This window comes from Vreelandella venusta (genome assembly GCF_044809155.1).
GTDB lineage: Bacteria > Pseudomonadota > Gammaproteobacteria > Pseudomonadales > Halomonadaceae > Vreelandella > Vreelandella venusta_B.
This window is the reverse complement of the sequence record NZ_CP085241.1, coordinates 1,712,558-1,726,252: the sequence shown is the minus strand read 5'-3', so window position 1 is coordinate 1,726,252 and position 13,695 is coordinate 1,712,558. Positions and strand designations below refer to the sequence as shown.

10 protein-coding genes are annotated in these 13,695 nt (G+C 53.9%); 6 read left to right on the top strand and 4 right to left on the bottom strand.

Annotation, left to right across the window (positions count from 1 at the left end):
• Positions 1-177 precede the first annotated feature (177 nt).
• The 4 genes from metG to LG301_RS08175 form a co-directional block, all read right to left on the bottom strand.
• The gene (gene metG, locus LG301_RS08190; protein WP_404474989.1) at positions 178-2,214 is read right to left on the bottom strand and encodes a methionine--tRNA ligase; all 2,037 of its coding nucleotides are present in this window, start codon (positions 2,212-2,214) and stop codon (positions 178-180) included.
• Between the two features lie 204 nt (positions 2,215-2,418).
• On the bottom strand, positions 2,419-2,700 hold the full coding sequence (locus LG301_RS08185; RefSeq protein WP_263068681.1) for a hypothetical protein: 282 nt from the start codon (positions 2,698-2,700) through the stop codon (positions 2,419-2,421).
• 126 nt (positions 2,701-2,826) lie between these two features.
• Positions 2,827-4,008, bottom strand: a complete 1,182-nt coding sequence (locus LG301_RS08180; protein WP_404474987.1) for a 1-acyl-sn-glycerol-3-phosphate acyltransferase — start codon at positions 4,006-4,008, stop codon at positions 2,827-2,829.
• A 60-nt stretch (positions 4,009-4,068) separates the two neighbouring features.
• Positions 4,069-5,007 carry a recombination-associated protein RdgC gene (locus LG301_RS08175; protein WP_404474985.1) on the bottom strand — a complete coding sequence of 313 codons (939 nt, stop codon included), beginning with the start codon at positions 5,005-5,007 and terminating at the stop codon, positions 4,069-4,071.
• A gap of 163 nt (positions 5,008-5,170) precedes the next feature.
• On the opposite strand from LG301_RS08175, the gene LG301_RS08170 reads away from it, so the two are divergent.
• From LG301_RS08170 to cmk, 6 genes are all read left to right on the top strand, one after another.
• Positions 5,171-5,608, top strand: coding sequence for an acyl-CoA thioesterase (locus tag LG301_RS08170; protein ID WP_404474982.1), 438 nt, complete (start codon positions 5,171-5,173; stop codon positions 5,606-5,608).
• Positions 5,609-5,772: 164 nt separating this feature from the next.
• Positions 5,773-8,478, top strand: a complete 2,706-nt coding sequence (gene gyrA, locus LG301_RS08165) for a DNA gyrase subunit A (RefSeq protein ID WP_404474979.1) — start codon at positions 5,773-5,775, stop codon at positions 8,476-8,478.
• Positions 8,462-9,565 (top strand): 3-phosphoserine/phosphohydroxythreonine transaminase, encoded by a 1,104-nt coding sequence (gene serC / locus LG301_RS08160; RefSeq protein ID WP_404474976.1) that lies wholly within the window; start codon positions 8,462-8,464, stop codon positions 9,563-9,565. Before gyrA ends, serC begins: the two co-directional genes overlap by 17 nt.
• A 5-nt stretch (positions 9,566-9,570) precedes the next feature.
• Entirely contained in the window at positions 9,571-10,662 is a 1,092-nt protein-coding gene (pheA, locus tag LG301_RS08155; RefSeq protein WP_263068687.1) for a prephenate dehydratase, read from the top strand.
• 17 nt (positions 10,663-10,679) lie between these two features.
• Positions 10,680-12,950, top strand: a complete 2,271-nt coding sequence (locus LG301_RS08150) for a bifunctional prephenate dehydrogenase/3-phosphoshikimate 1-carboxyvinyltransferase (RefSeq protein ID WP_404474974.1) — start codon at positions 10,680-10,682, stop codon at positions 12,948-12,950.
• Positions 12,940-13,629, top strand: coding sequence for a (d)CMP kinase (cmk, locus tag LG301_RS08145; protein ID WP_404474972.1), 690 nt, complete (start codon positions 12,940-12,942; stop codon positions 13,627-13,629). Before LG301_RS08150 ends, cmk begins: the two co-directional genes overlap by 11 nt.
• Positions 13,630-13,695: the final 66 nt, after the last annotated feature.

Sequence of the window (13,695 nt, the reverse complement as noted above, 5' to 3'; positions counted from 1 at the left end):
GTATTGTGCGTAGAAATAGTTTCTTTGGCTAGCGGTGGTGCAAAGCGTAGAGAGGTGGTACAACGATTAGCCATGGAGCATCTCGGGTGATCATCAGGTTAGGGTTGTTATTTTTATCTTGAATAAGAAAAGGACAGAAGCGTAAAACCTCTGCCCTTTGCGTTTAACATAGTGAAGTTACGTGACGCGCTGACCTGGCTCTGCGCCGGAGTCGGGGGAGAGCAGGTAAATGCCCTCGTTATCAGCGGACGCCAGCACCATGCCTTCTGAAACACCAAAGCGCATTTTACGCGGCGCCAAGTTAGCCACCATCACCGTTAAGCGGCCCTCTAGCGCTTCTGGCGAGTAAGCTGACCGAATGCCTGAAAAAACGTTGCGGGTTTCGCCGCCCAAATCCAACGTTAGCTGCAGAAGTTTATCAGCGCCTTCAACGTATTGTGCTTTTGCGATGCGCACAATGCGCAGGTCGACCTTGGCGAAATCATCAAAGCTGATTTCTGCGGCAACTGGGTCATCTGCCAAGGGGCCTTTAGGCGTGTTTTTCAGCTTTTGCTCTTCCACTAAATCTTCCTTGGAGGCTTCAATCATAGCGTCGATTTTTTCACGCTCAACCCGCGTCATGAGCGGTTTAAACTTATCGATAGGGTGATTAACCAGTACATCTCCGCGGCTTTCCCAGTCTAACGAGTCAAGCTTTAGGAACTCCCTGGCGTGCTCGGCCATGACAGGAACCACGGGGGCAAGGTAGACCATTAATTGACGAAATAGGTTAATACCTACCGAACAAATCTCTAACACCTCGTTATCACGGCCATCCTGTTTAGCCAGTGCCCAGGGCTCTTTTTCCGCAATATAGGTATTCGCTTCATCCGCCAGCTCCATGATTTTGCGCATGGCACGGCTGAATTCACGTGCTTCAAAATCAGCGGCTATGTCATCCCCTGCGCTTATAAAGCGCGCGACCATCTGGGGTTCAGCGCAATGCTCGGAAAGCGTGCCGTTGCCGAGCTTTTTGACGAAGCCCGCACAGCGGCTGGCGATGTTCACGACCTTGCCAACGAGGTCAGAATTCACCCGAGCGGAGAAGTCATCGAGATTGAGGTCAAGATCGTCCACTTTTGAGGTGAGTTTAGCGGCAAAATAGTAGCGCAAGTATTCCGGGTTAAGATGTTCGGCATAGGTGGCGGCCTTTATGAACGTGCCGCGGGACTTGGACATCTTAGCGCCATCGACGGTTAAGAAGCCGTGGCAATTAACCGCTGTGGGGGTACGAAGGTCGGCGCCGTGGAGCATGGCAGGCCAAAACAGCGCATGGAAGTAAACAATATCTTTGCCGATAAAGTGGTAGATCTCGGCGTCTGAGTCCTTTTTCCAGAAGCTATCGAAATCAATACCGTCACGCTCGCATAGGTTTTTAAAGCTCGCCAAATAACCAATGGGAGCGTCTAGCCATACATAGAAGTACTTACCCGGCGCGTCGGGAATTTCAAAGCCAAAGTATGGCGCGTCACGGGAGATATCCCACTCGTTAAACCCGGATTCAAACCACTCCATCAGCTTGTTGCGAATTTGCGGCTGAACGTGACCGTCGTTAATCCACTGCTGAAGAAACTCAGCAAAGTCGGGCAGCTTAAAGAAGTAGTGCGTAGAGCTGCGTACCTCGGGGGTTGCGCCGGAAATAGCAGAGACCGGATTGATCAGGTCGGCAGGTGTATAGGTTGCGCCGCATTTTTCGCAGTTGTCGCCGTACTGGTCGTCCGCGTGGCATTTTGGGCAGGTGCCTTTGATAAAGCGATCCGCTAGGAAAAGCCCTTTCTGCGGGTCGAACATCTGCTCGATATCGCGAGTGGCAATATGGCCTTTATCGCGCAAGCGTGTATAAATCAGCTCGCTAAAGTAGCGGTTCTCATCGGAGTGGGTGGAGTGGTAGTTATCAAACCCAACCCCAAAACGTGCAAAGTCTTCCTGGTGGTCTTGTGAGACCCGCGCGATTAACGCTTCTGGCGTAATGCCTTCCTGCTCAGCGCGCAGCATAATGGCCGTGCCATGGGCATCGTCGGCGCAAACGTAGTAGCACTGCTGACCACGGCTCTTTTGAAAACGTACCCAAATATCCGTTTGAATGTACTCAAGTAAGTGACCGAGGTGAATCGCTCCGTTAGCGTAAGGGAGCGCGCTGGTCACCAGAATGTTGCGCGGGGCAGTGTTAGACATGGTGAAGGATACTTCCGGTTAGGCCATAACAAATAAAGACGGCGAAGGGTAAGTACGCTTCGCCGGTAACGTAAGGAACCTCGGATTAACTATTGCGTTCGTAACGTTAATCAGAGGCTCCGTGAACTCGCACAATAAAGCGGTCAATGGACAACGCTTTATTGCCACACGCTGCCGTTTTGATGCTGGCAACATTGTTTAACACTAGTAGAGCGCTTGCTCTTCTTGTACCACTTCACGCAGTACGTTTAAAAATAGCTTGTCAGCGTCCGAGTGCTCAGCCGGGTCTTCAGGGATATGCACGCTGGTGGTATCTGATATTTCGTTGGCAATGCGAGCCATCGCCGACGCGCTATTGCCCTCAGAAAGATGCTGACGAGCAATGGCAAGCGATTGCTCAAGAATTTTTGGATCTTGCAGCAATTTACGGATAAAGCCATGAAGCTCATTGATGATACGCGTTTTTTGAATTTCTGATGCGGACATTAGGACTCTCCTTAAGGCCGCGCTTGGCGGCACCAAGCGGAATAATTATTGCTTTGACCATAGCACTTTTTCAACGGCCAAGCATGCCTTGCTCGGCCGTATACGGTGGATATATTGAACAGTAATTTACAGGGTTAGGCGCCCTGCTTTGTGTTTGACGGGGTTCGCATACTGTTCAAGCCAGTAGGGGCGCAGGGCTTCGGGTACACTGGCTAAGCGAGCTTTGAACCGCTCTCTGTCTTGTCGGGTGATTGCCTTGCGGGCCACCAGCTCTGGCGCGTCACCCAGGGCTTCCAACGCAAGATAATGGCTCGGGAATAGGCGGTAGCCGCCAATAACTTGCCGATCAATTTCTGCTGCTACTTCGCCGGGTGTGGCTACATCGGCACTGACTGGCGTGCCGAACTTAAGCTGTACGCGCCCCTTGGAGCCTGTAATGCCCGCCACGATTGAGCGAATATCTTCAAATTCGCTCTTAGCGTAACTGCCTTGAGTGGCTACATCGTGAAGCTCTTGGGCTTTTTGCAGGTCGCAGGGGTCGTACTCGTAGCTAATGGAAACCGGTACTAGCTTCAATTCGGCAATGGCGTCGCCAAACTCCATATCACGCTCTGCATTGCGCCGGGCCATGATGAGCATTTTAATGATGGCGGAGTCGGTGTGGTCAATGCCATTTTTGGCACGCCCTTCGCGCTGGGCCATCCAGATAGAGTGCTGGTCGACGGTAATAGAGTGGCGTATGTAGGCGGAGAGCTGTTGATAGGCCGCCAGCATAGCCCGCTTACCCCGGGCGCTGCGCGGCACAATAAAGCTCTTATTGAGGCGCATAAGGTCGGTAACGTATGGCTTTTTCAGCAAATTGTCACCAATTGCGATACGCACAGTATCGCGATTGGCCTGGTACAGCGCGTAATTAACAAACGCTGGATCCAACGAAATATCACGATGGTTGCCAATAAATAAATAGGCGCTGTGGGGATCGAGTTTATCCAGCCCGGCCACGTCAAATGCATCCGTGGTCGTGCGAATCATACGCTCCATATAATGGGCAATACGCATTTGAAAATCACGTACGGTGGTGACACCTTTTACTTCTCGGCGCACGGCGTAGCTTGCCAAGCTGCGCGCGAGAGGAGGTGCCCATTTGGCTAGGCGCGGGAGACGGAACTGCGTCAGCGCATCCAGGAGCTCGCTGTCATGGGTAAGGCGCGCAAGAACGTCTTTGACCTCATGATCCATGTAGGGACGAATGTCGGCCCAGGGGTCATTGGCGGGGTCAGCATTGGGTGCGTTGTTGTGTTGAGTCATGCGATCCGTTGGGTGTTATGCAAAAGTAGGTCGAAGTTCAGTGCTAGCCAAAAGTAGCCATTAGGCTTCTTGATGCGCGACAGGTTCCCGCTGTGTTTCACCGCCAAGCCACTCTAACAAGCGGATGACATCGTCGGAGAGTGCCTGTGCCATCAAAATAAAGTCGGTTTCTAGCCGTGCCAAGGCGTCGTCGCCATCATCGGCGTGGTCTGCCTCTTCAATCAGTGCGTCGCCAAAACGCAGCGATTTCAGCGCTAAGTCATCGTGGAGCACAAAGCTTAAGCGGCCTTCCAGGCTGATGGCGAGTTTACTTGCTTGGCGACCACTTTCGAGTAGTTGCTGTATTTCATCACTATCTAAATCGACTTGGCGCGCACGTAAAACGCCGTCGTCGCCCTTGGCTTTTAGCTCTACCTGATCGCCCAGTTGCAGGTCGGAAGGGCGGCTGGCAGGGTCGCCAAGCCATGTGGTCATGGCGCGAATAGGCAGCGTTTGGGATGAAATGGGTGTGGCCTTTAAGCTGCCAAGGGTTTCACGCAGCAGGTCAAGAATATCTTCGGCACGGGTACGTGAGCTGGCATTGATGCCAATTAAGTGGCGGCGTGTATCCCACCACAGGTCAATTTTCTGGCTACGCACAAACGCACGGGGCAATAGCTCTTCCGTGACCTGCTCTTTTAAAGCAGTTTTTTCTTTGCGGGTAACTTTGCGGCCTTCGCTGGTTTCAATATCCGCTACTTTTTCGTCGACCTCTTCTTTTACGACGGAGGCGGGTAGCAAGCGCTCCTGGCGCAGCGCTGAAATCAGCCGATGCCCCTGAATTTCGTGCAGCAATTGTCCTCCGCCTAGGCGGCCAGCGGGGGCTGTCCAGCCAAGCCGCCTCGCATCGGCATTACCCAGAGGCTTGGCTGCATGGGTATCGAGTGCGCTTGCTAACGCTGAACTGTCTAGTTCAGGGGCGCCATGCAGGCGATATAAATGCAGGTGCTTAAACCACATGTCACCAATCCTATTTAAAAGGTGGCACATTATGTCGAAAGCAGGCCTTTCCTGCTAGCACCTCAGGAAATGTCGTGTTGTTGCGTACGTTTTAAACTTGTGTTTGATTGGGGCTGTTTTACCAACTCACACAACCACACACAGTGATTGAAAAGGAGGCACGATGTCTGGGGCAATTACACAGGTAAGTATGCGGGTTCGCGGCTATCACTTGGATGGCTATGGCCACGTGAATAACGCGCGCTATCTTGAATTCATGGAGGAGGGGCGTTGGGCTTTTTTCGATGAGCATCCGAGCTTAATCAAGCAACTGCACCAGGCAGGCTACGCGTTTGTAGTGGTTAATTTGAATATTGATTATCGCGCAGCGGCGGTACAAAACGATGATCTTCGTGTGTTGACGGGGATTGTTGACGTAGGTGAGCGCAGCGCACTTTGCCATCACCGCATCCTGCGTACAGACGGCACCTTGGTTGCCCAGGCTGACCTTACGTTTGTGCTGTTGGATATGAAAGCCAACAAAGCAGCGGCGATCGAGGGTGACGTGCGTAACGTGCTTGAAAGTCTTGTTGTCACAAAAGAAGCGTTTGCCGTGCAATAAGCGAAGGCGACCCCCTGACTGCCCTTGGTGCTTATGCAGTGGTATGATGGCAGAGTATCTGCGCGCCGTCCTATTGTGCTGTTTTCGTTTGTACAATTAGGGGCGGCATTTTTAAGCGCTTTCAACTCTCGCAGTGCCAATGCAGTGCAAAGGATCTGACTTTCATGGGTGACATCGCCAGAGAAATCTTGCCCGTCAATATTGAAGACGAGCTCAAGCAGTCGTACCTCGACTATGCGATGAGTGTCATTATCGGTCGCGCGCTCCCTGATGTGCGCGATGGCCTCAAGCCTGTTCATCGGCGTGTGCTGTTTGCCATGCATGAACTGGGTAATGACTGGAATAAACCGTACAAGAAATCGGCGCGTGTTGTCGGCGATGTTATCGGTAAATACCACCCGCACGGTGACAGTGCGGTTTATGACACCATCGTACGTATGGCTCAGCACTTTTCCATGCGCCACGTACTGGTCGATGGCCAAGGTAACTTTGGTTCCATCGACGGGGACAGCGCCGCCGCGATGCGTTACACCGAGGTACGCATGGCGCGCCTCGCCCACGAGCTTTTGGCCGATCTTGAAAAAGATACGGTTGATTGGGTAGATAACTACGACGGCACGGAACGCATTCCTGAAGTAATGCCGACGAAAGTCCCCAATCTGCTGATTAACGGGTCATCGGGCATTGCGGTGGGTATGGCCACCAATATTCCGCCGCATAATATGCGGGAAGTGATCGACGGGTGCCTGGCGTTAATCGACGACTATACGCTCACCGTTGATGACCTCATGCAGTACATCCCCGGCCCGGATTTCCCTACTGGCGGCATTATTAACGGTCGTGCGGGCATCTTAGATGCTTACCGTACGGGGCGTGGGCGCATTTACGTGCGTGCCTGCCACACCATTGAGCATCACGATAAGAGTGGTCGTGACCACATCATTATCTCTGAGCTGCCCTATCAGGTGAACAAAGCGCGGCTGATTGAAAAAATCGCCGAGCTGGTGAAAGAGAAAAAGATTGAGGGCATTGCCGAGCTGCGCGATGAGTCTGATAAGGACGGCTTGCGCGTGGTGATTGAAGTGAAGCGCGGCGAGTCAGGCGAAGTCGTGGTGAATAACCTGTTTGCTCAAACACAGCTGCAAAACGTGTTTGGTATCAACATGGTGGCGCTTGAAAATGGCCAGCCGCGTACGCTCAACCTTAAAGAGATGCTTGAAGCGTTTATTCGCCATCGCCGTGAGGTCGTCACTCGCCGCACGCTGTATGAGCTGAAGAAAGCCCGTGAGCGTGGTCATTTGTTGGAAGGTTTGGCCGTCGCCATCTCTAACATCGACGAAGTCATCGAGTTGATTAAAGCGTCGCCCAACGCCGCTGAAGCGCGCGAAAAGCTGTTAGCTAAAATTTGGCAGCCGGGCCAGGTTACCGCCATGTTGGAGCGCGCTGGCGCCACTTCGTGTAAGCCTGAAGACCTTGATGAGGCGTTTGGTCTTAACCCATCCGCAACCGAATACCGCCTATCCCCCGCGCAGGCGCAGGCTATTCTTGAGCTTCGCTTACACCGCTTAACCGGTCTTGAAACTGAAAAGCTGCTCAGCGAATACCTGACGATTCTAGAGAAGATTGCTGAGTTCACGGCAATTTTGGCGTCACCTGATCGGCTAATGGAAGTGATCCGTGAAGAGCTGCACGCAGTGCGTGATCAGTTTGGTGATGACCGTCGCACGGAAATTCAGGCGAGCCATTTAGATCTTTCAATAGAAGATCTGATCGCCGAAGAGGATATGGTAGTCACTGTGTCCCGCTCGGGCTACGCCAAAACCCAGCCGTTGTCAGACTATCAAGCGCAACGTCGGGGTGGTCGCGGTAAGTCAGCCACCTCCATGAAAGACGAAGATGTCATTGAGCATCTGCTGGTGGCGTCTACCCACGATACCGTGCTGCTATTCTCAAATCGCGGCAAAGTGTACTGGCTGAAAGTGTACGAAATGCCTAACGCTAGCCGCGGCTCGCGGGGTAAGCCGCTGGTTAACATGCTGCCGCTGGAAGAGGGTGAGGCGGTTAACGCGATTCTGCCGGTGCGTGATTACGACCCCGAGCACTACATCTTCTTTGCCACGGCCAACGGCACCGTTAAACGTACCAGCCTTGAGCAATTCTCCCGCCCGCGTAGCGTCGGCTTAATTGCCATCGACTTAGAAGAGAGCGACCGCTTGGTGGGGGCTGCCATCACTTCTGGCAGTGATCACGCCATGCTGCTCTCCTCGAATGGAAAAGCCATTCGCTTTGAAGAGGGTAATGTGCGTGCGATGGGCCGCACCGCGCGCGGTGTGCGTGGCATGCGTTTGGCCAAAAATGCCGAAGTGATTAGCCTGATTATTCCTAAGAGTCAGCAGATTGACGCTGAGGCGGATGTAGAGGGTGACGCAGAGTTGCAAGCCGCGCCCCAAGAGCAGGTTCAGTCGGAAGGTCAGATCTATATTATGACCGCCAGTGAGAACGGCTATGGCAAGCGCACTCGCCTTGAGGAGTTCCCGCTGCGTGGCCGCGGGGGGCAGGGCGTTATCGCTATGCAAACCAGCGAGCGCAATGGTTCGCTAGTGGCGGCGATGCAGGTATACGACAGCGATGAAATGATGCTGATTACCGATCGTGGCACCTTAGTGCGTACCCGCGTCGAAGAAGTCTCTACTACTTCGCGCAACACCCAGGGCGTGATGCTGATTCGTCTAGGTAAAGAAGAGAAGCTGGTGAAAACCGTCCGGGTTGATGAGCCAACGGAAAGCGACTTTGAGGCGCTTGAAGAGGGCGAGTCAAACATAGTTGAAGGTGGCGCACAGGAACCGGGAACCGATGATACGTCATTATAACTTTTGTGCAGGGCCTGCGGCCCTGCCTGCTGCTGTACTTGAGCGCGCGCGTAGCGAACTGCTGGATTATCAAGGGCGTGGCCTGTCGGTAATGGAAATGAGCCATCGTAGCGATGAGTTCGTGGCCATTGCCGAGCGTGCAGAGGCTGACCTGCGCAAATTGCTGGATATTCCCAGTAATTACAAAGTGCTGTTTCTGCAAGGCGGCGCCAGCATGCAGTTTGCGATGCTACCCATGAATTTGTTGGGTGGAGGCGGTAGCGCCAACTTTATCCAAACGGGTATTTGGGGTAAGAAAGCCGTAAGCGAAGCCAAGCATTTAGGTTACCGTTGCCATTTAGCGGGGAGCAGTGAAGCGAGTGGCAACACGGCAGTACCTGCACTGGATGCGCTGGCAGTAAGCAGCGATGCCGCCTATCTGCACTACACCTCTAACGAAACCATTGGTGGGTTAGAGTTTGACTATACGCCGGTTGTAAAACGTGCCGATGGTTCTGATGTGCCGCTTGCCTGCGATATGTCGTCCAATATTCTTTCTGGCCCGATTAACGTATCTGATTTCGGCGTTATTTATGCGGGCGCCCAAAAGAATATAGGCCCTGCTGGTTTAACGCTGGTCATCGTACGTGATGACTTGCTTGGCAAGGCCGTGCCGGGTGCACCTTCGTTATTTGATTATCAGCTGCTCGCAGAGGCAGGCTCGATGGTCAATACGCCACCGACCTATGCGTGGTACTTGGCAGGGCTTGTTTTCCAATGGCTTCAAGGCGATATGGGCGGCCTTAATGCCATGGACGCCCTTAATCAGCGTAAAGCCGACAAGCTTTATGCCGCGATTGATGCCAGCGCGTTTTATAGCAACCCCATTGCCCGTGCTAATCGGTCGCGTATGAACGTACCGTTTGTATTAGCAGATGCCGCGTTAGATAACGTGTTTTTACAAGAGGCGGACGAAGCGGGGCTGCTTAATCTGAAGGGGCACCGTAGCGTAGGGGGTATGCGTGCCAGTTTGTATAACGCGGTGCCTGAAGAGGCTGTGGATGCGTTAATCGCCTTTATGGCGGACTTTGAACAACGAAGGGGCTAACCATCATGTCCGATACGCCGATTGTTTTGGACGAATTACGTCAACGTATCGACCAGTTAGATGGCGATATATTGCGCTTGATAAGTGAAAGGGCAAGCTGTGCGCAGCAGGTCGCCCACGTTAAGCTAGCTGAAGATAAAGATGCCGTATTTTATCGCCCTGAGCGCGAAGCGCAGGTATTGCGCCGGATTATGGCACTTAACTCAGGCCCGCTGGACGCTGAGGAGATGGCGCGGCTATTTCGTGAAATCATGTCGGCGTGTCTGGCGCTTGAACAGCCTGTCAAAGTCGCCTACCTCGGCCCAGAGGGAACGTTTACCCAGCAGGCAGCGCTCAAGCACTTTGGTGAGAGTGCGGTTAGCCTGCCCATGGCGGCGATCGATGAAGTGTTCCGTGAAGTAGAAGCGGGCGCGGTTAACTACGGCGTGGTACCGGTTGAGAACTCAACCGAGGGCGTGGTTAACCATACCCTCGATACATTTATGGACTCTTCCATCAAAATTTGCGGTGAAGTGGTGCTGCGTATTCATCACCATCTGCTGATTAGTGAGACGACCCGTAAAGATAAGGTCTCAAGAATTTACTCTCACCCCCAGTCATTTGGCCAATGCCGCAAATGGCTGGATGCACACTATCCTCATGCTGAACGAGTGCCGGTGTCCTCCAACGCGGAAGCCGCTAAGCTGGTGAAAACCGAATGGCATAGCGCCGCGATTGCCGGTGATATGGCTGCTAAGCTCTACGGACTTGAGCGTATTGCCGACAAGATTGAAGACCGCCCTGATAACTCAACGCGCTTCTTGATTATCGGCAACCAAGATGTACCGCTGTCGGGTGAAGATAAAACATCCATTGTCGTGGCCATGCGCAACCAGCCCGGCGCGCTGCATGACCTATTAGAACCCTTTCATCGTCACAAAATTGATTTGACGCGTATTGAAACGCGCCCTTCGCGGACAGGGGCATGGAACTACGTGTTCTTTATTGACTTTAAAGGCCACCGTGATGAGCCCCAAGTGGCGGCCGTGCTTGAAGAAGTTAAACTGCGCGCCTCAGAGTTACGTGTATTAGGCTCTTACCCCCAGGGCGTTCTGTGACAGCGCGGCTGCCCAATATGAGTACACAGGCAGTATGCCGGGAGCCACGATTACTGATCGTTGGGCTGGGTCTTATCGGGGGGTCATTGGCGGCGGGGCTTCGAGCTTCAGGCTTCAAGGGAGAAATCATCGCTTGCGATCCTAATGCGAGCGAAGTGGCCCTTGGCATAGAGATGGGGCTGATTGACGCGGGAGACACCCAGCTTTCTGGGCTGTTGTCGGATGTTTCCATGGTGGTGCTTGCCGTTCCAGTGCTTGCCATGGAGAGCGTGATGCAAACGCTTGCAGCAGAGCTTTCCACTGCGGCAAGTAATGTAGCAATAACCGATGTCGGCAGCACTAAAGCCACCATTCGTGAATGTGCGGAACGCGTGTTTGGCTGTGTGCCGTCCAATATGGTGCTGGGGCACCCTATCGCGGGTTCTGAGAAGAGCGGTGTGGCAGCAGCGAATCCAGCGCTTTATGCCAACCATAAGGTGATTCTTACCCCAGAGCCAAACGTCAATGCAGACGCGCTGGCCCGGGTAGAGGCGCTATGGCAGGCCTGCGGCGCGCAAGTGCTGCAGATGAGCGTAGAGCGTCATGATCAAGTGCTGGCGCGTACCAGCCATCTGCCGCATTTGCTGGCATTCTCGTTAGTCGACACGCTGGCGCGTCAAGATGAACGGCTGGATATTTTTCGTTATGCCGCTGGCGGGTTTCGTGACTTTACCCGCATTGCGGGTAGTGATCCGGTTATGTGGCGGGATATCTTTATTGCCAATCGTGATGCCGTTTTATCGTCATTAGATGATTTTGAAGCGGGACTTGCGCGTTTAAGGGATGCCGTTGAGCGTGGCGACAGCGATGCGTTGATTGCCACCTTTGACCGTGCCAGCCATGCACGCCACTATTTTGACACCTTGCTAAATAAAACTAGTTATCAGGCGGAATATCACATGCAACCAGAGGGTAAGATCACCTACCGGGTGAGTCCCGGTGGTCAGGCGCAAGGCCAATTACGCGTGCCGGGCGACAAGTCCATATCGCACCGCTCTATCATGCTGGGCGCTCTTGCCGAAGGCGTGACAGAGGTTAAGGGCTTTTTAGAGGGCGAGGATAGCTTGGCAACGCTACAGGCGTTTCGTGAGATGGGGGTGGCGATCGAGGGGCCGCACCAAGGTCGCGTCACTATTCACGGAGTAGGCATGCACGGGCTTAAAGCCCCCTCTGGCCCTATTTATGTAGGAAACTCCGGCACCGCTATGCGTTTATTTGCAGGCTTGCTGGCTGGTCAGGCATTTGATAGCGAACTAACAGGCGACGAGTCTCTCACCAAGCGCCCCATGGGGCGTGTAGCAGATCCGCTGCGTCTGATGGGCGCCACTATTGATACGGCAGAGGGCGGGCGCCCGCCGCTCAACATCAAAGGTGGTGCGCCACTTAAAGGCATTGATTACGATATGCCCATGGCGAGCGCGCAGGTGAAATCTTGCCTGCTGTTGGCAGGTTTATACGCTGAGGGGGAGACCAAAGTACGTGAGCCGGCCCCAACGCGCGATCATACCGAGCGTATGTTAAACGGCTTTGGCTACGAAGTGAGTAGGGAAGGCGATACTTGCTGGTTGAAAGGCGGTGGCAAACTTACCGCTGGTCCTATCGACGTGCCTTCTGATGTATCGTCAGCGACCTTCTTCCTCGTCGCGGCCGCAATTACGCCGGGTTCTGATATTACGCTAGCGCATGTGGGTATCAATCCAACGCGCATAGGCGTGATTAATATCCTCACCTTGATGGGGGCCGATTTAACGCTTGAAAACGAGCGTGAAGTGGGCGGCGAGCCAGTGGCCGATATTCGGATTCGCTACCGCCCTCTAACGGGGATTGATATCCCAGTAGATCAAGTGCCCCTGGCGATTGATGAGTTTCCTGCGCTATTCGTCGCAGCTGCCAACGCCCAGGGCACGACGCGCCTGCGCGGAGCCGAAGAGCTGCGGGTGAAAGAGTCCGACCGCATTCAGGCGATGGCCGATGGTCTGGCTGTTCTGGGTGTTGAGCACCGCGTTGTAGAGGATGGAATCGATATCGTCGGTAATGGTAATGATCAGGTGCCCAGCTACGGCGGCGGGCGGATTGATAGCTTGGGTGATCACCGTATTGCGATGTCGTTTGCGATGGCATCGCTTCGGGCAAGCAGTGAGATCATTATTGATGACTGCGCCAATGTAGCGACTTCGTTTCCTGATTTTGTCGAGCTCGCCCAGCGAATCGGTGTCAACATTAGCGTGGAGGGCTGTAATGACGCGTAATGTGCCCGTGCTGACCATTGATGGCCCCGGTGGGGCAGGCAAAGGCACGATTAGTAGCCTGATGGCTGAGCGCTTGGGGTGGCACCTGTTAGACAGTGGCGCGCTTTATCGATTGACAGCGCAGGCGGCCGTTAAGCATCACGTCGCCTTGGATGATGAAGCCGCGCTTTCAAGCATCGCAGCGACGCTTGATGTTGCTTTCCCGGTAGAGTCTGGCCAACCGCGCACGCTACTGGAGGGTGAAGAGGTTGGGCAAGTCATCCGCACCGAGCAGGCGGGGGAGCGCGCCTCACAAGTAGCGGCATTGCCACAGGTGCGGGCTGCGCTACTTCAGCGTCAGCGGGATTTTTGCCAAGCGCCGGGCCTTGTGGCAGACGGACGTGATATGGGAACCGTGGTGTTTCCAGACGCCACGCTGAAGATTTTTTTAACCGCTAGTGCGGAAGAGAGGGCTCATCGGCGGCATCAACAGTTGCAGGAAGCTGGGGTGGATGCTAGTCTTTCGAGTCTTTTGAAGGAGATTCAGGCACGCGATGCACGCGATATGCAGCGCAGTGTGGCCCCTCTCAAGCCGGCAGATGATGCCATTACGCTTGATACCACACGCCTGAGCATACCGGAAGTGGTTGAACGGCTGACCGATCTGCTGGCCCAGCGTGGCATGGCAAGCGGCATTTGATTCTCCCTTGCGGCGTTTTTGGAAAGGTGTCACGACGTGGCAGGGCGATATTACATATCAGTGAGC

What these genes read in the sequence shown, in the direction of transcription:
- serC (WP_404474976.1), top strand. Translation starts at nt 8,462, where the DNA reads ATGATACGTCATTATAACTTTTGTGCAGGGCCTGCGGCCCTGCCTGCT.
- LG301_RS08170 (WP_404474982.1), top strand. Translation starts at nt 5,171, where the DNA reads ATGTCTGGGGCAATTACACAGGTAAGTATGCGGGTTCGCGGCTATCAC.
- LG301_RS08185 (WP_263068681.1), bottom strand. Translation starts at nt 2,700, where the DNA reads ATGTCCGCATCAGAAATTCAAAAAACGCGTATCATCAATGAGCTTCAT.
- LG301_RS08150 (WP_404474974.1), top strand. Translation starts at nt 10,680, where the DNA reads ATGAGTACACAGGCAGTATGCCGGGAGCCACGATTACTGATCGTTGGG.
- LG301_RS08180 (WP_404474987.1), bottom strand. Translation starts at nt 4,008, where the DNA reads ATGACTCAACACAACAACGCACCCAATGCTGACCCCGCCAATGACCCC.
- gyrA (WP_404474979.1), top strand. Translation starts at nt 5,773, where the DNA reads ATGGGTGACATCGCCAGAGAAATCTTGCCCGTCAATATTGAAGACGAG.
- cmk (WP_404474972.1), top strand. Translation starts at nt 12,940, where the DNA reads ATGACGCGTAATGTGCCCGTGCTGACCATTGATGGCCCCGGTGGGGCA.
- LG301_RS08175 (WP_404474985.1), bottom strand. Translation starts at nt 5,007, where the DNA reads ATGTGGTTTAAGCACCTGCATTTATATCGCCTGCATGGCGCCCCTGAA.
- pheA (WP_263068687.1), top strand. Translation starts at nt 9,571, where the DNA reads ATGTCCGATACGCCGATTGTTTTGGACGAATTACGTCAACGTATCGAC.
- metG (WP_404474989.1), bottom strand. Translation starts at nt 2,214, where the DNA reads ATGTCTAACACTGCCCCGCGCAACATTCTGGTGACCAGCGCGCTCCCT.